This is a genomic window from Saccharospirillum alexandrii, from assembly GCF_004000275.1.
Taxonomy (GTDB): Bacteria; Pseudomonadota; Gammaproteobacteria; order Pseudomonadales; family Natronospirillaceae; genus Saccharospirillum; species Saccharospirillum alexandrii.
In genome coordinates this window covers 181,144-200,934 of the sequence record NZ_RCIP01000004.1, presented here as the reverse complement: position 1 = coordinate 200,934, position 19,791 = coordinate 181,144, and the positions used below count along the sequence as shown (strand labels likewise).

General features: G+C 58.8%; 16 protein-coding genes. 10 read left to right on the top strand and 6 right to left on the bottom strand.

The window, feature by feature from the left end:
• Nucleotides 1-6: 6 nt before the first annotated feature.
• Nucleotides 7-768, top strand: a complete 762-nt coding sequence (locus EP166_RS16740) for a hypothetical protein (RefSeq protein WP_127559191.1) — start codon at nucleotides 7-9, stop codon at nucleotides 766-768.
• Between the two features lie 240 nt (nucleotides 769-1,008).
• On the opposite strand, the gene EP166_RS16735 is transcribed toward EP166_RS16740, so the two are convergent.
• The gene (locus EP166_RS16735; protein WP_127559189.1) at nucleotides 1,009-2,898 is read right to left on the bottom strand and encodes a putative bifunctional diguanylate cyclase/phosphodiesterase; all 1,890 of its coding nucleotides are present in this window, start codon (nucleotides 2,896-2,898) and stop codon (nucleotides 1,009-1,011) included.
• Between the two features lie 361 nt (nucleotides 2,899-3,259).
• Between EP166_RS16735 and EP166_RS16730 the strand changes: the two genes are divergently transcribed.
• The 6 genes from EP166_RS16730 to EP166_RS16705 all read left to right on the top strand — a co-directional run bounded on the left by EP166_RS16730 (nucleotide 3,260) and on the right by EP166_RS16705 (nucleotide 11,633).
• The gene (locus EP166_RS16730) at nucleotides 3,260-4,264 is read left to right on the top strand and encodes an ABC transporter substrate-binding protein (RefSeq protein WP_127559187.1); all 1,005 of its coding nucleotides are present in this window, start codon (nucleotides 3,260-3,262) and stop codon (nucleotides 4,262-4,264) included.
• Between the two features lie 63 nt (nucleotides 4,265-4,327).
• Nucleotides 4,328-5,146 (top strand): ABC transporter ATP-binding protein, encoded by an 819-nt coding sequence (locus EP166_RS16725; protein WP_127559185.1) that lies wholly within the window; start codon nucleotides 4,328-4,330, stop codon nucleotides 5,144-5,146.
• On the top strand, nucleotides 5,143-5,979 hold the full coding sequence (locus EP166_RS16720) for an ABC transporter permease (RefSeq protein WP_246026329.1): 837 nt from the start codon (nucleotides 5,143-5,145) through the stop codon (nucleotides 5,977-5,979). The genes EP166_RS16725 and EP166_RS16720 overlap by 4 nt, the downstream gene beginning before the upstream one ends.
• 25 nt (nucleotides 5,980-6,004) lie before the next feature.
• Nucleotides 6,005-7,597 carry a gamma-glutamyltransferase family protein gene (locus EP166_RS16715; protein WP_127559183.1) on the top strand — a complete coding sequence of 531 codons (1,593 nt, stop codon included), beginning with the start codon at nucleotides 6,005-6,007 and terminating at the stop codon, nucleotides 7,595-7,597.
• A 30-nt stretch (nucleotides 7,598-7,627) separates the two neighbouring features.
• Nucleotides 7,628-8,821 (top strand): amidase, encoded by a 1,194-nt coding sequence (locus EP166_RS16710; protein ID WP_127559181.1) that lies wholly within the window; start codon nucleotides 7,628-7,630, stop codon nucleotides 8,819-8,821.
• Nucleotides 8,822-9,158: 337 nt separating this feature from the next.
• Nucleotides 9,159-11,633 (top strand): heavy metal translocating P-type ATPase, encoded by a 2,475-nt coding sequence (locus EP166_RS16705; protein WP_127559179.1) that lies wholly within the window; start codon nucleotides 9,159-9,161, stop codon nucleotides 11,631-11,633.
• 382 nt (nucleotides 11,634-12,015) lie between these two features.
• Here EP166_RS16705 and EP166_RS16700 read toward each other — a convergent pair whose 3' ends face one another.
• Nucleotides 12,016-13,044, bottom strand: a complete 1,029-nt coding sequence (locus EP166_RS16700) for a M48 family metallopeptidase (RefSeq protein WP_164743990.1) — start codon at nucleotides 13,042-13,044, stop codon at nucleotides 12,016-12,018.
• A 54-nt stretch (nucleotides 13,045-13,098) separates the two neighbouring features.
• Nucleotides 13,099-14,130, bottom strand: coding sequence for a YjgN family protein (locus tag EP166_RS16695; protein ID WP_127559175.1), 1,032 nt, complete (start codon nucleotides 14,128-14,130; stop codon nucleotides 13,099-13,101).
• A 194-nt stretch (nucleotides 14,131-14,324) separates the two neighbouring features.
• On the opposite strand from EP166_RS16695, the gene EP166_RS16690 reads away from it, so the two are divergent.
• The gene (locus EP166_RS16690; RefSeq protein ID WP_127559173.1) at nucleotides 14,325-15,134 is read left to right on the top strand and encodes a hypothetical protein; all 810 of its coding nucleotides are present in this window, start codon (nucleotides 14,325-14,327) and stop codon (nucleotides 15,132-15,134) included.
• 6 nt (nucleotides 15,135-15,140) lie between these two features.
• Here the strand turns inward: EP166_RS16690 and EP166_RS16685 are convergent, their stop codons facing one another.
• Nucleotides 15,141-15,635 carry a c-type cytochrome gene (locus EP166_RS16685; RefSeq protein WP_127559171.1) on the bottom strand — a complete coding sequence of 165 codons (495 nt, stop codon included), beginning with the start codon at nucleotides 15,633-15,635 and terminating at the stop codon, nucleotides 15,141-15,143.
• 147 nt (nucleotides 15,636-15,782) lie between these two features.
• Between EP166_RS16685 and dkgB the strand changes: the two genes are divergently transcribed.
• Entirely contained in the window at nucleotides 15,783-16,598 is an 816-nt protein-coding gene (dkgB, locus tag EP166_RS16680; RefSeq protein ID WP_127559169.1) for a 2,5-didehydrogluconate reductase DkgB, read from the top strand.
• A gap of 121 nt (nucleotides 16,599-16,719) precedes the next feature.
• Here the strand turns inward: dkgB and EP166_RS16675 are convergent, their stop codons facing one another.
• Nucleotides 16,720-17,529, bottom strand: coding sequence for an SDR family oxidoreductase (locus tag EP166_RS16675; protein WP_127559167.1), 810 nt, complete (start codon nucleotides 17,527-17,529; stop codon nucleotides 16,720-16,722).
• Nucleotides 17,530-17,541: 12 nt separating this feature from the next.
• A complete protein-coding gene (locus EP166_RS16670; RefSeq protein ID WP_127559165.1) occupies nucleotides 17,542-18,411 on the bottom strand; it encodes an SDR family NAD(P)-dependent oxidoreductase in 870 nt (289 codons plus the stop codon).
• Between the two features lie 159 nt (nucleotides 18,412-18,570).
• Here EP166_RS16670 and EP166_RS16665 point away from each other — a divergent pair, with 159 nt between their 5' ends.
• A complete protein-coding gene (locus EP166_RS16665; protein ID WP_127559163.1) occupies nucleotides 18,571-19,455 on the top strand; it encodes an AraC family transcriptional regulator in 885 nt (294 codons plus the stop codon).
• The last annotated feature ends 336 nt before the right edge of the window (nucleotides 19,456-19,791 follow it).

Here is a 19,791-nt window from a genome sequence, read left to right as displayed (position 1 = left end):
GATGTCATGACAACCCCTGTAAACCGCTCCCGCCTGGCCCCGTTCAGGCTGGCCCCGTGCACTGCGTTGCTCGCCTTACTGGTCGCCGGTTGCCAGCCGGAGACCGCCAGCGACGACACCGGCGATACATTCGACCCCGTCGATACTGATGACAGCGGCACCGTTGAGCTGGCACTGGCGGTGCGATCGCTCAGCTACACCCAGGCTAACCCGGGGCCGACTCAGGCCGTGCTGGATATACGCATACCGACGGAAGCCACCGTACAACTGGTGTTGAACGATGAATTGATCGAAGAATGGGATACCGGTGATTCTTGCATTGTATTCCCGGCCTTTACTCAGTGTGCAGACTACCTCGACCAGTCTCTGCCGGTCATGATCGAGACAGGGGGCGAGCAGAAGTTTGAACTGACGGCATTAAAGGGCGGCGAGTGGAAAACCGTGACCTTTGAGCGCGACCTTACGTTGGGGCAATGCATAGCCAATGCTGCTTTTTATGACGAGATCGTACAACCTGTTTTAGATGATGCATGTAGCAGCTGTCACCGTGAAGGTGGTGACGGATCTTCAGTATTTTGGTCAGATGACCCATGGGCTACTTTTGAAACCACTATATTAAATAGAAGGGAAGACTTGTATCAGGCGCCCTCCCTCCAGACCAGTATGGAGCAACACAGACGAAGACAGATCTTTCAACCTTACTCTACTGAATACAGAGCAATAGCTGAATCAGTGTGGCGAACACTCAACAGTTTCCAGTGTTCGTAGCCACCTAGTTCAAATCTCAAGTTTCGGAGTTCGCACAATACGAGCGGTGGGTGCCGGTTATGCCTCTGCAGGGGAGTCCGCAGCATGGATGCTGCGGTCTAGGCTCCATGGACGGATTTACGCCGACCCTGCAGAGGCATAACCGGTGGCCGCTGCGAACGATAGCCACTGAAGCAACCTGAACTCCGAGGCTTGAAGCCACGACACTCGGATCCAAATAACGGCAATGGCTCGTGTGCCTTACCCGCGCGACAGCGCAAACTTAATAAAATCGGCTTCCGGCATTGGCCGGGCCCAGAAATACCCCTGCCCCTGAGTGCAACCTAGCCTCGCCAGTAAATCGGCCTCGGCCTGGGTTTCAGCGCCTTCGGCTACGGTGGTCAGATTGAGGCTGTTGGCCATTTGAATAATGGCGGTGACGATGGCGGTGTCTTGCGGGCTCAGCTGCAACTGCGACACAAAGGACCGGTCGATTTTCAGTGTGCCGATCTTCATTTTGTTCAGATAACCCAGGTTGGAATAACCGGTCCCGAAATCGTCGATCGAGAAAGTTACACCGAGCGCCTGCAACCGGTGAAAGGTATGGTCAATGTCTTCCCCGGGTTCCATCAGCATCGATTCGGTGATTTCAATTTCAAGCCGGTGAGGCTCGATGCCGGATTCCGTTAAGGCCTGTTCAACCACCCGATCAAGGTTGCCGCGCTTGAATTGCAGCGACGATACATTAACCGCCATGGTCAGCCCCGGCAGCCCTACCGCATCAAACCGGCTCAGCGCCCCGGTGGCCTGTTGCATCACCCACATGCCGATCTCAATGATCAGACCCGACCGTTCAGCCAGGCTGATAAACTCAATGGGGGGGATGTTTCCGCGCGTCGGGTGTTGCCAGCGCAACAGGGCCTCACAACCGCACAGCTTGCCCGTTTTCAGATCAACTTTGGGTTGATAGTGCAGCGAAAGCTCGTTGCTTTGCAATGCCTTGCGAAGATCGGAAATGAGCTTGACCTGAGCCTGGGCGTCGTTGTTCATGCTGGTGTTGTAATAGCGAATGCCATCGCGACCGGCACGCTTGGATTCATACATGGCCATGTCGGCCTTGCTCAGCAGGGTGGCGAAGTCGGTGCCATCGGCCGGCGCGATGGCAATGCCAATCGAGGCCGTGGTGGTCAGCTCGTGACCTTGCAGCATCATGGGTTCGCGCAGTGTTTGCAGCAGTTCATCCGCCCGGGAGATGATGGACTCTCCCGGTGGCAGGTCGGGCATCAGCACCACGAACTCGTCGCCACCAAAGCGTGAGACCGCATCCGATGTACGCACTTCATCCACCAGGCGCTGGGCAATCTGAATCAGGTATTCATCGCCGGCGCCGTGGCCGAGTGAATCATTGATGGGTTTAAAGTTATCCAGATCGATAAATAACAGCGCCACCGACTGACCTTCACGCTCACTGTGACGCAACATCAGTTCAAACTGCTCGGCGGCGAGCATACGATTGGGCAAACCGGTCAGACTGTCGTGATTCACAAGCGCCTCGACCTGGGCCTGGGATTCACGGCGTCGCTGGTTTTCTTCGTTCAGCTCTGTCACCAGATGGCGAATGTCGTTGACCAGCAGGCGAATACAGTAGGCTGTCGTCAACAGGATCAACACCAGCAAAATAGCCACGTTGATGTTGTTCTCGACCGGTCGGGTCTGATGCAGCCCCATCGAATTGACGCCACCAAGTACCAGCAAACTACCAATCATAACCGCCAGCAAACCAATAAAAATACGCCGGTTACCAATGATGCTCGCAACGACCAGAATGCCGGGGTAACCCAGCACGGCTTCATCGCGCAGGCCGTCGCTGCTCCATAGAAAGTAGTAACACAGGCCGGTCATCAGCCCGAGCATCCAGGTGGCGGCCAATTGATAATGTTGCTGGCGTACCAGCCAAAGGCTAAGGAACAAGAGTCCCGCTGCGACCGCCATGGCCAGTGCAGAGGAAACACGGCCGAGTGCCATACTCTGTACGGTCGCAACCAGCAGGAATATCTGCAAGGCCCAGAACATCTGGTTGAGACGTTCATGATGAAGCTGTCTGACCAGTGGCGACCGACCTGCCTGATCTGAATTATGTTCTGATGCCATACCACCCAACAGAAATCATGTGAAAGAAACGGGCTGATTGAGCCTTACTGAAACAGTCTAGCCTGAAATGCCTGGTTCGTGGGTGCACCGGGTGGTTATTCCCGGAGAACCTTTGTTAATGCAACAGAACAGCAGGCACCGCGCCAAAACGGTGCACGCTCTGGTGCAGGGTGATCGACTTGGTGCGCAGTGAAGGTAACTGTGACAAGGCCACGCCGGTAAAGCCCCATGATACCCGGCTTTTGAAACGATTGTTTCAGCCTTACGCCGATTTGAATGATTGTTCGGCCAACTGGCCTGCCCTTTGCAATATCCCTGTACCGGCTCCGGCCAATCCTAAAGCCACACACAGGGGAACACCATGAACAAAGCATCTCTGGTTGCCAGCGTCGTTGCACTGCTTAGCGCCACGGCCGCTTCTGCGACCGATATCAAGTTTGCACTGGACTGGAAATTCGAAGGCCCTGCAGCGCCCTACCTGATGGCCATGGACCGTGGCTACTATGAGGAAGAAGGTCTGAACGTCAGTATTGATACCGGTAGCGGCTCGCTGGAAGCCATCCCCCGGGTTGGGTCGGGCACCTACCAATTGGGTTTTGCCGACATCAATTCGCTGATTAAGTTCCGCGATCAGGACTCTGACGTACCGGTTCAGGCGATCATGATGGTGTACGATGCCCCGCCGTTTGCCATTGTCGGGCGCAAGAGCCTGGGCGTGATGGAACCGGCCGACCTTGAAGGCAAAACCCTGGGCGCACCGGCCACCGACGGCGCCTTCGCCCAGTGGCCTGCCTTTGTTGAAGCCAACAACCTCGATGCCAGCCAGGTCACCATCGAAAACGTCGGCTTCCCGGTGCGTGAACCCATGCTGGCCCAGGGCGATGTTGACGCCATTACCGGCTTCTCGTTTTCCTCTTACATTAACCTCAAATCCAAGGGCGTCGACGCCGATGACATCAGCGTCATGCTGATGAGCGATTACGGCCTGAAACTCTACGGCAACGCCATCATCGTTAACCCGACCTTTGCTGAAGAAAACCCGGAAGCGGTCACCGCCTTCCTGCGCGCCACCATTCGCGGCTGGCGCGACACCATCGCCGACCCGGAAGCGGCCGTTGAATACGTAATGGCCCACAACAGCATTGCCCGCAAAGAGGTTGAACTGGAACGGCTGATCATGTCGATCGACGACAACATCCTCACCGATGCCGTTATTGCCAATGGCATGGGCGACATTGACCCCGAGCGGATGCGCGAAGCCATCGACCAGATCGGCATCGCCTACAGTTTCAACAACAAACCCGAAGTCGACGACATTTTCACCGATGCCTATTTGCCCAGCGCTGAAGAGCGGATGCTGCAGTAATCTTTCATCCCCTTTCAAACGGGCGCGTCAGCGCCCTGATTCCATTCAAGACAGGCCCGCAGTATGAGTGTGATTGATATAGAAGGCTTACGCCTCGGCTACGGTGGCATGGCCCCGGAACAGCTGGTGCTGGATGGCATCGACCTGCACATCGACAGTGGCGAATTCGCCGCCATTGTCGGCCCAAGCGGCTGTGGCAAGTCGACCTTCATGAAGTTGCTTTCCGGCTTGCTAACGCCCCAGGAAGGCCAGATTCTGATCGACAACGAACCGGTCACCGGGCCGCGCAGCCAGGTCGGCATGGCGTTTCAGAATGCCATCATGCTGCCCTGGCGCACCACGCTCGATAATATCCTGCTGCCGCTGGAAGTCGCCCCCGCCACCAAGTCGGATTTTCGCCACCGCAAGGCCCAGTACCGGCGCCAGGCTGAAGACCTGCTGACCGCTGTTGGCCTTGAGGGGATGGGCAGCAAGTACCCCTGGGAGTTGTCTGGCGGTATGCGCCAGCGGGCTTCGTTGTGCCGTGCCATGATTCACGAACCGCCTTTGTTGCTGCTCGATGAACCTTTCGGCGCACTCGATGCCTTTACCAAGGAAGAACTCTGGCTGGTGCTGCAGACACTGCGCCAGCATCGAACGTTTACGGTATTGATGGTCACCCACGATCTGACCGAAGCGGTGTACCTCTCCGACACCGTCTATGTGATGAGTGCCCGGCCGGGACGCATGCTGGTGCGCCAGAACATCACCTTTGACCAGCCGCGCGACCTCGACATTCGCTTTGAACCCGGTTTTGTCAGCCATGTGCACGACCTGCGGGAACACATTCGCGGCACCCGGGCCCAGGCTGCTTCGAAACCCGTGCTGGGAGCCACATCATGACCACAAGCACCCTGTCAACGCCGGCAACCGCCGCACCGCGCCCGTCACGATTGCGACACTGGCTCGGCTGGTTTCGACGCGAAGAAGCGATGTCGTTCTGGATCATCATCGGCTTTTTCGTGGTCTGGGAAGCAGTCTGCCACCTCTTTTCCCTGCCCGTGTATTTTCTGCCACCGCCCTCGGCAATTGCCCAGGCAGCGGTCGAATTTCAGCGCGCCCTGATGATTAATTCCATTCAAACCCTGTGGACCACCATGGCCGGGTTTGGCTTCGCCGTGGTGTTCGGATTAATACTGGGCGTCGCGGTCGGCGGTTCGCGCCGACTTTATCGCGGATTGTACCCGCTGATGGTCGGCTTTAACTCGATTCCCAAAGTTGCCCTGGTGCCGATTCTGGTGCTCTGGTTTGGCATCGGCTCGGTACCGGCGATCATCACCGCCTTTCTCATTTCGTTTTTCCCGATTGTGGTCAACGTCGCTACCGGTCTGGCCACTACCGAACCGGAAATGGACGACATATTGCGCGCCCTGGGTGCCAGCAAGCTTGACCGTCTGCTGAAAGTCGGCTTACCCGGCGCCATGCCGCATTTCTTTGGCTCGCTGAAAGTTGCCATCACCCTGGCCTTTGTCGGGTCGGTGGTGTCTGAAACCGTGGCCGCCAATTCCGGGCTTGGCCACATGATGCTGATGGCTCAGGCCAACTTCGAAGTGCCGCTGGTGTTCGCCGGCTTGCTGGCACTGGCCATTGAAGGGGTGCTGATGTACGCCCTGTTCGTGGTCATCGAAAAACGCATGACCGGCTGGGCCTTCCGCGCTCAGAGCGCTCAGCAATGATTCACCGGGCAAGGAGCCAGCCGTAATGATCCACACCAAACGCACACTCGCCGGCGCCTGCGTTGCGCCCCACCACAGCGCCGCCCAGGCCGGGCGGGATGTGCTGCAAGAAGGCGGCAACGCGGTGGAAGCCATGGTGGCCGCCGCGGCCTCCATCGCTGTGGTGTACCCGCACATGAATGCACTGGGCGGTGATGGCTTCTGGCTGATCAAACCGGCCAATGGCACGCCAATCGCAATCGATGCCTGCGGTCCGGCCGGGCAAGCGGCCGATATTGAGTTTTACACCGGTGCTGACGAATCCACCATCCCGAGCCGGGGCCCGCGCGCGGCGCTGACCGTCGCTGGCACCATCGGCGGCTGGCAACAGGCGTTAAAAGTTGCGCACCAGCTGGGTGGCAATACCCCGGTCTCTCGCTTACTCGCCCCTGCCGAACAGCAGGCGCGAGAAGGCATCGTGGTCAGCCAGAGCCAGGCTGCGCTGACGCGCGCCAAATTGGATCAACTGGCTCAGCAGCCCGGTTTTGCCGAGGTGTTTCTCAACAACGGCCAGCCACCTTCCGAAGGCGACATCCTGTTGCAGCCCGACCTGGCAGACACACTCGCCCAACTAAGCCGTGCCGGGCTGGACGACTTTTATCGCGGTGACCTCGCCCAAACCCTGTCGCAGGGCCTGGAAGCGCTCGGCAGTCCGGTTCGCCGTGCGGACCTTGAGGCGTTTCGGGCACGCCTGGTCGAGCCGCTGCATACCCGGCTGAAAGGCAGCACGGTGTACAACCTGCCGCCACCGACACAAGGGCTGGCGTCGCTGATTATTCTGGGTCTGTTCGACAGGCTGAACATCGCCGAAGGCGAAGGCTTTGACCACCTGCATGGCCTGATTGAGGCCACCAAGGCCGCATTTACGGTGCGCGACCTGGAGTGCATCGACCCCGATTGGCTGACGGATTCACCGGCACGCTGGCTCACACCCGAGGCGTTGAACGAACAGGTCAAAACCCTGTCGATGACCCACGCACGCCCCTGGCCCAACCCAACCAAGCCTGGCGACACCGTCTGGCTGGGCTGCATCGACAAAGCCGGCAACGCGGTCAGTTTTATTCAGAGCGTCTACTGGGAATTCGGATCAGGCGTGGTGGTACCAGGCACGGGCGTTACCTGGCAAAACCGGGGCACCAGCTTTTCGCTCGACCCGGCCTCGCGCAACGCACTCAGCCCGGGCCGCCGCCCCTTCCATACCCTGAACCCGGCCCTGGCCGAGTTCGATGATGGCCGCACCATGGTGTACGGCACCATGGGCGGTGAAGGCCAGCCGCAGACCCAGGCGGCCGTATTCAGCCGCTATGCGATGTTCGGCCAACCTTTACAGCAGGCCGTGACCGCACCGCGCTGGCTGTTAGGGCGGACCTGGGGCGACACCGACACCCGGCTGAAACTGGAAAACCGCTTCGACCCGTCGCTGGTCGACCAATTGCGCAACGCCGGACACGACGTCGAAATACTTGATGAAGCCTTCAGCGACACCCTGGGTCACGCCGGCGCCCTGGTGCACCGACCCGATGGCGTGATTGAAGGGGCGGCAGACCCCAGAGCCGATGGACTGGTGGCCACGTTATGACGAGTCCTGACCCGTTTAGAGGAACATGCCATGCAACGTTGTAGCGCTATTATTACTGATGATCCGGTTCATGCGGCACCCACTCACCCGGGGCCTTTAACCGGTCTGCGTTTCGCGGTTAAAGATGTGATGGACGTGGCCGGCACCACCATGGGAATGGGTCACCCCCAGTGGGCAAGCACTCACTCCGCTGCCGACCAACACGCCGACTGCATTAGCCAGTGCCTGGCGCAGGGCGCCGAACTGACTGGCAAGACCCAAACCGATGAACTGACCTACAGCCTGGCAGGCAACAACCATCACTATGGTGTCGCCCCAAACCCAGCCGTGCCAGATGCCACCCCGGGCGGATCGTCGAGTGGTTCGGCCTCAGCTGTCGCTCAGGGTCTGGTCGATTTTGCCATAGGCACCGACACCGGCGGCTCAATCCGCATTCCGGCCAGTTACTGTGGCCTGTACGGCTTGCGCCCCAGTCACGGCGCAGTTAGCCGAACCGGAGTAGGCAGCCTGGCGCCGCAGTTTGATACCGTAGGCTGGCTGGCACAGCGCGCGGATATTCTAATGGCCGTAGGCGATGCCCTGCTGCCGCAGACCAACGCACCGATTCCAAACCAGGTGGCCCTGCTCAGCGACGGAATGGACTTGGTCGGTATGGAGATCGCGCAACAGGCGCGCCGTGCGATACGGTCACTGGGCCTACCGGTGTCTCGCTCCGTATCAGTCGGTTCACTGGAAAGTTACCGTCGAGTTTTTCAAGTGGTACAGGCCTATCAAGCCTGGCAGACACATGGTGAATGGATAACCACGAACAAACCCGTGTTTGGCCCAGGCGTCGCCGAACGCTTTGAAGCCGCATCAAACATAACGGCAGAAGAAGCCCGAGCTGCCCAGACAAACCTGAATGGCCTGCGCCAGCGCGTACGGGACCTGATCGGTGACGACACCGTCTGGTGCATGCCCACCGTGCCAGCAGCGGCACTGCCCCTCTCAGCCCCCGCCGACGAAGTCGACCGCATTCGCGGCCAGACCCTGTGCCTGACGGCCTTAGCGGGTGTGGCCGGCTTGCCTCAGTTGTCGTTACCCTGGCTTCGCGATGGACGCGGCCCGGTCGGCTTTTCTCTGATCGGCCCACCCGGCAGCGACCGCCATTTGTTGCGACTGGCTCGTAACCTGGCGTTTGCCAGTCATCGGCGTAAAGCACCGGGGCCCGTTCCGGCTGTTTAAGGTCAATACGAACTGATCAAGGTTTTAACTCCCAAATTGCGGAGTTATCTGAGGCATGGACTAAAACGCCGGAAGCGTTTTAGCATGAGCGAAGCGAGCCTGGGGGGTGGATCCCATGGATGGGATTCATATCCCGAAGTTAAGCCTACAGGGCGGTCCGACGTTTCGGTGTATTTACGGCGACCCTGCAGGAGTACCTCTGCCATCCGGCGCGGGTTCAGGCACTGCAGGTAATTGTAACTTCAGAACTCAAATCATTACTTGACCTTCCAACGACTGGAAGGTCTAGCCTGTGTCTCATACATTCTGGTGCCTATCGCATCTTGAAGGAGAGACCATGAGCCAATCTCAAACCAACACGGCCGAACGGCGCGATCCGGTCTGCGGTATGACCGTATCGCCCGATACCGCCAAGCATCACAGCGAGCACGACGGGCACGACTTCTATTTCTGTGGCGCCGGCTGCAAAACCAAATTTGATAACGACCCCGACGCCTTCGAGACCGCCAAAGACCCGGTCTGCGGCATGACCGTGCAGCGCGACCGCCCCAAAGGCATGGCCCGGCATGAGGGCAAGGCCCACTATTTTTGCTCGGAACGTTGCCAGCACAAATTCGAAGAAGACCCGGAGCGCTACCTCGACCCGAGTGAAGCGCCCGAACCCATGCCCGAAGGCACAAAATACACCTGCCCGATGGACCCGGAAATCGTGCAGGAAGGCCCCGGCACCTGCCCCAAATGTGGGATGGCCCTGGAACCGATGACGCCTTCGCTGGAAGACACCGGCCCCAGCCCGGAGCTGATCGACTTCACCCGGCGCTTCTGGATCAGCGTCGTCGCAGCGGTGCCGTTACTGCTGATTACCATGGGCCCGATGATCGGTTTGCCATTTCGCCGTTGGCTGGGCGAAGGCCCCGCCATCTGGCTGGAACTGATACTGGCCGCCCCGGTCGTACTCTGGGCCGCCCAGCCATTTTTCGTGCGCGGCTGGAACTCCATCATTAACCGCAGCCCCAATATGTGGACGCTGATCAGTCTCGGCGTAGGGGCTGCTTTCGCTTATAGCGTTGTCGCGACGCTGGTGCCCGGGGTGTTCCCCGATGCCTTCCGCATGGAATCAGGCCACGTTCCGGTCTACTTTGAAGCCGCTGCGGTCATCGTGGCCCTGGTCTTTCTCGGCCAGGTACTGGAACTGAAAGCCCGCGAACGCACCGGCTCGGCCATTCGCGCCCTGCTCGATCTCGCCCCCAAAACCGCCGTGCGCATTAACGACAACGGCGATGACGAGGAAATTCAGCTCGACCAGGTACAAAGCGGTGACCGCTTGCGGGTCAAGCCTGGCAGCGGTATCCCGGTCGATGGCGTGGTCGCCGAAGGCCAGTCTTCCGTGGATGAATCCCTGATCAGCGGCGAACCGGTACCGGTGGAAAAAACCAAAGGCGACCAACTGACCGGTGGCACCCTCAACAAGACTGGCACCCTGGTCATGACCGCCGAACGGGTCGGCTCCGAAACCGTGCTGTCGCAAATCGTCGCCATGGTCGCCCAGGCCCAGCGCTCGCGCGCACCCATTCAGGGCCTGGCCGACCGGGTGGCCAGCTATTTCGTGCCCACTGTCGTGCTGGTCGCCATGGTCGCCTTCGTTATCTGGTCGCTGGTTGGGCCAGAACCGGCCATGGCCTACGCCATTGTTGCGGCGGTGTCCGTTCTGATCATCGCCTGCCCCTGCGCCCTGGGGCTGGCCACGCCGATGTCGATCATGACCGCCACCGGCCATGGTGCTCAGTCGGGCGTGCTGATCAAAGACGCCGAAGCGCTGGAACGATTTGCCAAAGTAGACACCTTAATCGTCGACAAAACCGGCACCCTGACCGAAGGCAAACCCAAGGTCACCGACCTGGTCGCCCTGAACGATCAGGATGAAACCGCCCTGCTAGGCTGGATCGGCAGCCTGGAACGCAGCTCCGAACACCCGCTGGCCGAGGCCATAGTAGCCGAAGCCAAGCAGCGTGAAGCCAAACTGCAAGAGCCTGAAACCTTCGATTCGGTGACCGGCCAGGGCATTATCGGCCGGGTTGACGGGCATGACCTGTTAATGGGCAATGCCGCCCTGTTCGACGACAAAGGTATAGATTTAACCGACGTTGAAGAACAAGCCGACACAATGCGCAAAGCCGCCAAAACGGTCATGTATCTGGGCGTCGACGGCAAACTGGCCGGCCTGATCGCAGTGCAGGACCCGATCAAGAAAACCACCGCCAACGCCATTCGCGCCCTGCAGGCACAAGGCATGCGCGTGGTCATGGCCACCGGCGACAACGAAACCACCGCTCAGGCAGTCGCCGGTGAACTGGGCATCGATGAGGTACGCGCCGGCGTCTCGCCCGAAGGCAAACAAAAACTGGTTGAAGAACTGCGCAAGCAGGGCGCAACCGTGGCCATGGCCGGCGATGGTGTGAACGATGCACCCGCCCTGGCCGCTGCCGATGTCGGCATCGCCATGGGCACCGGTGCCGATGTAGCAATGGAAAGCGCAGGCATCACCCTGGTAAAAGGTGACCTGAACGGCATCGTCCGCGCGCGCGCACTGGCCCATGGCACATTGCGTAACATCAAACAGAACCTCTTCTTCGCGTTCGTTTACAACACCCTGGGCGTACCCGTTGCGGCTGGTCTGTTTTACCCGATCTTCGGCGCCTTGTTGTCGCCGATGATCGCCGCAGCCGCCATGAGCTTGTCATCGGTCTCGGTGATTGGTAATGCACTGAGGTTGCGCACACTTAAGCTGGATGCGGCGCTCGACAAGAAATAAAACACAGCGATGAGCGGGTAGGCTAGAGCTTCCCATTCATCTGATTGTTAGCGCTGCGGGCTTCTTCTCGGATCGCTGATTCTGGCGAGAGTCCATGTCGAGTTCTGAAGTGCGCACACTTCGAGCGACGGATGCCGGTGATGTCTCTGCGGGGGAGTCCGCAGCAGGGACTAAAACGCCAGGAGCGTTTTAGCATGAGCGCAGCGAGCCCGAAGGGTGAATCCCAGGGAAGGGATTCATATCCTGCGGTCTAGGCCCGAGACGTCGGACCGCCAGGACGGATTTACGCCGACCCCGCAGAGGCATCACCGGTAGCCGACGCGGGCGATAATCACCCAGGTAACCCAAACTCCGGACCCTGGGTTTCAGGCAGGCTAAAACTCTACTCAAAGCGCTTGATTCGCTCGTCGGTCGCGGGGTGGCTGGAGAGGTATTCCTCCCAGGCCCTGCTGGCTCCGTCTTCGCTGACACCGTGACTGTCCACCATCTTCCGCAGGGCCGAGGCGAAAGCCTGTCGGTCGAGACCGGCGGCCTGCATCAGTTCCATTGCTGCTGTATCGGCCTCCCGTTCCATATCACGCGAATAGGAGAGCTGCGCCAGGGCGTAGGGGGCAGTGACGATGATTTCAGAGAGAGCCTCGCTGTCGCCGGTAATCAGCAAGGTGGCGGCGACCAGGGCAGAGGAACTGATGATGCCCCGAATACCATGATCGTGGCGGACATGGCCGACCTCGTGCGCGGCGACCGCCAGGAATTCGGCTTCATTGACCAGCGCCACGAACTGATCGGTGAAGACCAGGGTTCCGTCTGGCAGGGCAAAGGCATTGGCACCAAAGGCATCACTGTTATAGAACAACACACGGACGTTCAGACCGGTCAGTTGGTCCCCAAAATGGCGATCGAACGCCCCGCGAAGTGCCTGCTGGCGCTCTTCACTCAATTGGGAGGGGGTTAGCCAGCCGCGCTCCATCCAGTCCAGCGCCTCTTTACCCGCCAACTCCCGTATTTTGTCCGGCACCAGAGGTGCCGTTACACGGGCCATAGCCGGAATGCCATGCCGGTAGGTAGCCCAGCCGGTCACAACAACCACAATCAACAGACCCAGAATCCACAAGGGCGCCCGCTCCAGCTTTGGTAGCCAGAGGGTACGTTTTCCCTGGTGACCAAAGTGGCGCAATGCCCTATCAACAAAGTCGTTGTCGCGGGTTTCCAGCCTGCCCAGTTCGGGCAATGTCAGAAACCTCGGGGACCGGCCCAGCCGGTCGCTGACCGTAACCTGGTTGAACGGGCAGCGGTACTTTTTGTCGAACGCCTGAAAACTCAGCCAGCCACTGGCATCCAGCAATACCGTAACGGTTTGGCTATCGGCAAAACCCTCGGGGTAAAAGTGAGCGCTGAAGGTTTGAGTCATAGTGAGAGTCTGCCTGGTGTTGAAGGCCGCCATCGGCGACCTGCAACAGGTCCGTTAGATGCCAAAGCCGACATCCACGTCGTAGACTTCGCCCAGCTCTTCCCCGACAGCAGACATTTCTTTTGCCTGGCTGGCTGCGATGCTACCGAGGTTACCGGCATGCAGGAAGGTAAGAGAGTTCGCGTTCAGGTGCGCCAGCCGAACCTGAGCCCAGGGAAAAGCCAGACCCAAAGTGAGCGCCACCACAATCGAATTGCTGATAAATACCCAGATAAAACGACCCACCGGCATATTGGCCTCAAAACGATTTTTCTGCAGATTCACGCCCTGCCAGTAGACATTGAACAGCAAGGGTTTGAACGCCAGAGACAAACCGTAAATGGCCAGGTAACCCACCGCAATCATAGCAATGGACGCCTGGCTGAAACCGATGGCGATTAATGCAATGGACGCGATAATGCCGATCACCAAGCCCAGCACAACCGACTGATATTGTTTGACCGTCGCATCAAACTTGAAGGCTTTGTTGCCATAGGCGTGGTTGGTGACCACATACCGGGCGGCATAATGCATGGCATGCGGCATCATGATGCCAAGCGTGATCATGCCCAGCAGTGGGTACAGAAAAAACGCCTTGCAGGCAGCCCAGTAGGTGCCGGTGAAGCGGAAACGCACGCCACGGTAGGCGGAATATCGGGCATTGAATCGCAGGCCGGCGTTAATCAGCCAGGGCATCGCCGCCATGAAAGCCAGCATGAAAAGGCCGTACACTTCAGGGGAAATGAAGCTCGACAGCAATGAAAAGACCACAAAGACCGCCACAGCGATCAGGCGCCCTTTCAGAATTTGGCCGCCGGTGGCCAGGTACTCAAAGGAAGCACCGGCAACCTCGGTATTGCCATAAAAGTACCGCTTGTTACGGACCTTGGCCCAGGCGGAGTAAATACCCAGTGTCAGCACCGTCAGCGCGATGTTAACAATCCAGATGCCGAAATATTCGCCGCCACGGCCATTGAAGGCAACGGGAATGGGCTTGAGAGAAGATCGGGAAGTGACCGGAGTGTCGGTCAGGGACTGGCTCGTCATAACGTTTCCTTGTTCGTTATCGGTTATTTTCGCTGTGCAGGCGTTCTCGCCTGCCGCTCCCTCTTGGAACGAACCAAAACTTTACCTCTTTACACTTTCTAGATAAAGCGGGGCCACTAACCGAGCAATAACTCTCTGTTGTATAGTTCCCCCCAGTGCATGGATCTCAATTACCACCGTTCAGGGAAATCGTTATGGCGTCTGTCTACCGTGGGTCCGGTTATTCTCGTTTCAGCCTGGTGTTGCTCGGCACTCTGTTGACCGCCTGTTCTTCTCAGCCAGAGCGCATCCGCTCGGCCAGTATCAGTGAAGCGGGGCAACTGGCACAGTCGGAAAACCCCGACGACCGCGACATAACTCACCAGTCACAATCATCCACAAGCTGGTATGCAGACACGGAAGCTTCCCTGATCCTCAATACCGGTGGTTACCCATCGGAACGGTCACTCGATGGTCATACGGGCTGGAACGAACCGGAATTTGATTCGGGCCGGTTCTGGGTTGGTCGTTATTTCCCGGAAATCGGCCAACAGTCCACCTATCACAGTCGCCAGGGCTATGAAATTGGCGCTGCCGGTTTTGATGAGGGAATGGAGATCACGCTGTCTGCCTATTACCTCGACGCAGAATTTGATCACGATCGGGGGAGTACGCTGGAAGACCCAGGCATCATTGGCTGGCAGCTAACTGCGGGCAAACGCTGGCCCCTGTTCAAACACCTGTCGTTTCAGGCCGGTGGCGGTTTTGGTTCAGGCTGGCTGCTGTGGGACTACGCCAACCCACTGATCGATGGCCGCGACCGCATTGAAAGCGACAGCCTTGCCTTTTTCAGCATCAGTACGCCGTTGTCGCTGCAATCCCATTCGGGGCCGATCATGACGGAGTTTATTGCCCTGCCAACCATTCGCTTCTCGGAAGACTACAGCGGCGAAGGGTTCAGCAACGACATCACGCACTTTTACCGGGGCATCCCGTTAGCCATACGGATCAGTGTGGTTTTTTAGCGCCGCTTAAGGAGTCAGCCCGCGACTGGCGCGTTCGCGTTCCAGCCAGAGCTGATAAATCTCATCCGGCCAGTAACTCTGAAAGCTGGCAATCACGTCAACAATCTCGGCTTCACTCAGCGTATCGCCCCAGGCGGGCATAACGCCACCAAGCGGTTCGCCTCCTTCCTCGATCACCATCGACAACACCGCCAGCGGGTGATGCCAGGCGTGCGCGGTGCCATTCAGTGGCGGCGGTGGATAGTTGCCATTGGCATCGAGCGTGCGCCAGTTCGGGGTCGCTTCGGCATTAGCACCATGGCAAGCCGCACAATACCGCTCAAAGGTCTCCCGGCCCCGTTCAACCTGGGCCCGGGTGTACCAGCGACCGGTCCCCACCTTGCCTTCCAGTGTCACGTCAGTTAGCGCCAGTCCCGCTTCAGCGCTTTCCACCTCAGACTCGCTGCTCGTGTTACAACCCAGCAGGCTAAGTGTTGCGATCAGTATTCCCAGCTTCTTCATAACCACCCGTATGACGTTGTTTTCTTATTATGGACAGACCATAAGCGGTGTCTGCGGCTGTCGACCCTTTAAGCACAGCAAACCACCCCCACCCTATCATCTACCGAATTATTTATTGGTTGTTATTCTAACGCCGGAGAGCCTGAAATGTCGGAAGCCATGCTGAACAACCCCGGTCTGGGCACCTACAGACTGAAAGACGACGTCGCTTACCAGGCGGTCACCACAGCACTGGCGCTGGGCTACCGCACCATCGACACCGCCCAGATGTACGACAACGAAGCGGCCGTTGGCAAAGCCATTGCCGACAGCCCAGTCAGCCGGGAGGAGGTGTTTGTGACCACCAAGGTGTGGGTCGACCAGCTCAGCCGCGAACATTTCCGGCGCAGTGTCGAGCAAAGCCTGTCCCGCCTGAACATGAACCAGGTGGACCTGCTACTGGTGCACTGGCCGGCGCCGGAGGGGGGTATCCCCATGGCCGAGTACCTGGGTGAATTGAAAGCCGCGCAGGAAGCGGGCCTGACTCGACATATTGGGGTCTCCAACTTCACCATCGCACAGATTGATGAAGCCCTTTCCATTCTTGGGCCCAACAGCTTGCTGACCAACCAGGTGGAAATTCACCCTTACCTGCCCAATCGCAAGCTGGTCGAGCATTGCCAGAAACACGACATTCTGGTGACCGGCTACATGCCGTTGGCGGTTGGCCGGGTCAATGACGATCCAGTCTTGAATGCCATTGCCGAGAACAAAGGGGTGAAACCCGCTCAGGTGGCTTTGGCCTGGATCAAGCAACGAGGCATCATCACCATACCGTCATCGACCCGGCACGAACATCTGCACAGTAACCTGGCCGCCATGGACCTGGAATTGACGGTATCGGAGTCAGCGCGCATCGACCGCCTGGGTTACGGCTTGAGACTGGCCAACCCGAGTTTTGCACCGGCCTGGGATCTGGATTAAGCCAGAGCGTTCACTTTGCTCGTGATCAGGCGTTAACTCTACTGATGCGGCGCTTGGTCGGCTTGTCTTGCGCGAGGCGTCACGCCGAACCAGCCGGGGTGCCGCGTCCGTGGTTAGGGGGTCATTCTTTCATCAGCGCCTTGATGTTACCGATGAAGCTGGCGTCATCCTGCGCTTTGCGCCGGTCCAGCAAGTCGATGGCATCCGACCCGGCTCGGAACCGCAACTGATCGCCGGGATCGTTCGCGGCCTGCCATATGACCTCAGCCACGACCTCGGGCGGCGACGGGTTGGACGATAATTGGCCGAAGAGGCGCCCCATTGCTGCGGCGGTGGGGGCGTAGTCGGTCAGGCGATCATCCATGGCGAAATCGAAGGAACGCCCGCCGAAGTTTGTCTTGATCATGCCCGGCTCGACGATGCGCACACGGATACCCAAAGGCTCCAGCTCGTAATGCAGCGCTTCGGAGAGACCTTCGACGGCGAACTTGGTGCCATGATACAAGGTACCGAGCGGAAAGGTGATCTGCCCGCCGATGGATGAGATGTTGACAACGGTACCGCTGCGGCGCGTTCGCATCGTTGGCAGCACGGCTTTGGTCACCTCCAGCAGTCCGATGACGTTGGTATCAAACTGGCGACGAATGCGGTCAGTCGAGAAGGCTTCAAGCGGGCCGTAGGCGCCATACCCGGCGTTGTTCAGAAGCACATCAACGGCGCCGAAGCAGTCGACGCCTTCGTTCACCGCCGCCGTGATCGACACCGAGTCCGTCACGTCAAGGCGGGTCACCAGCATACGGTCGTGACTGGCAAGATCAGAGTCGGTCGGGTTGCGCATGGTGGCAATAACGTTCCAGCCCTCGGCTTGAAAGCGCATCGCGGTAGCCTTGCCAATGCCGGAGGACGCACCAGTGATGAGAATAGTGGGCATGTGTAGCCTCCTTCAGGCGTTGAGACGCAGCATGTCAGCGATGCCGAAATGGGTCATGACGGTGTGGGTGACGTCACGCAGCGCGGTGTTGTAACGCTCAATCTCGGAGCCGACGCCGGTATAATCGACTACCGTACGAAACGGTTTCTGGCCAAAGGGCAGCGCCAATAGGTCAGTAACAGCCTCCGCGACGCGCTCGGGCCGCTGTAAAGGCGTTGCCTCCAGCATCTGAGCGAGACTCTGCGCAGACAGTGCGGGAACGGCTGCGAAATGCCCATACTGCGCCTCGCGCTCCGGATCCACTGGCGTGACCATCCCGTCGAAAAACGTGGTGGGCATAGCGCCCGGTTCGATGATGCAGGATTCGATGCCGAAACCGGACAACTCCGTGCGATAGCATTCGACCACCGCCTCAAGCGCCCATTTCGACGCACAATAGGTCCCGTAGAACGGTGTTGCAATGCGCCCGATCAAACTAGACGTATAAAAGATCGTGCCGTGCCCCTGGGCCCTGAGATATGGTAGAGCGGCGCGCATAACACGTTGCACGCCTGTTACGTTCACATTGAACACGCGAGTCATGTCCTCGGGCGACATCAGCTCCTGGATGCCATACGACCCAATACCGGCATTGTTGAACAGCACGTCAAGTCCGCCAAGCGCGGAAATGGCCCCAGCCACGCCTAGCTCAGTGCTCGCGGTGTCGGTTACATCCATTTCGACAATCTGTACGCCTTCAGCTTCCAGTTTGGAGACCGTATGAGCGTTACGGCCATTGCGGTTACGGACACTGCCCGCCAACTGATGCCCCTGCGCCATGAGCGCTCTCGCAGTGGGCAGACCAATACCCCCCGCGATTCCGGTGATGAAAATCTTTGCCATGTGACTTATCCTTGTTGGAAGATAGAGATACGATACTCCGGGGAAATTGACTATTCTTTATCGTTTTTCCGAAAAACATGCCTATTCCTCCGGCCTTTAGAGTAAATCGTCCAAACAGTGGCGTCAGCCTTGCTGCGAAATTCATGAAAGGAGAACGGCATGACAGAGTTACTGGCCAGCACTACGGCGCTGATGGATCGCGCCGGAGTGGCACAGGGAGGGCTGGCCCATGCTGAGAGCGGGATGCATTTCCTGCGGTTCGAGGCGCCCAGCCCCTTGCAGGCTGCGGTTTACCATCCGCTGCTATGCCTTGTCCTGCAGGGTGCCAAACAGGTCAATGCAGGCGCACACAGCCTGACGGTGAATTCCGGACAATCGTTGATCGTCAGCCACGCACTGCCGATTGTTTCGAGGATCACCAACGCTACGCACGATACGCCTTATATGGCGCTGGTCTTTCCGCTCGACCCCGACCTGCTGCGCGGCCTTGCCAACGCCGTACCGCTCGCGCAGGGAGTGCGCAACCACGATCCCTTCTCGATCAGGCTATGCCCGACCGATCCAGTGATGGAGGAAACGCTGACCCGTTATCTCGACCAATGCGCGGGCGACGAGACGCGCCAGCTGCTGGCCCCGATCACCCGGCAGGAAATCCATGCAAGGCTGCTTCTGGGTCCCCATGCCGACGTGTTGCAAAAACTACTGTGGCAGGAAACAACCGCCAGCCGCATCTTTCAGGCAACGCGCGAAATCCAGTCCGATCTGTCGCGAAGGTTGGTTGTGAGAGAACTCGCGGATCGCGTCGGCATGAGCAACTCCACCTTCTTTGAGCATTTCAAGGCCGTCACGGGCACATCGCCACTGCAATACCAGAAGGACCTTCGCTTGCTGAACGCCCGCGACGCGCTGCACAGAACGTCCACCAAGGTGTCGGAGATCGCCTTTCGCATGGGCTACGAAAGCTCTGCTCAGTTCTCACGTGAATACGCCCGGAAGTTCGGTCTGTCGCCACGCCAGGATCGGGCGGCGCTGGCAGTTAAATAATCGTCATGGGATAGCGACCAGCCTAACGCCAACACCGGCTGTCGCGCTGGCTCATGCCCTGGGGATATTAACGAAAGAGGAAGGTTGGTCGGAGAGACGGGATTGAACGGGAAGGCCATCCTGCTGCGACCCACGGGTCGCCCGACTCGTGTCGGCGGGTTGGATTTAACACTGATTTTGATTGGTCGGAGAGACGGGATTGAACGGGCAGGCCATCCTGCTGCGACCCACGGGTCGCCCGACTCGTGTCGGCGGGTTGGATTTAACACTGATTTTGATTGGTCGGAGAGACGGGATTGAACGGGCAGGCCATCCTGCTGCGACCCACGGGTCGCC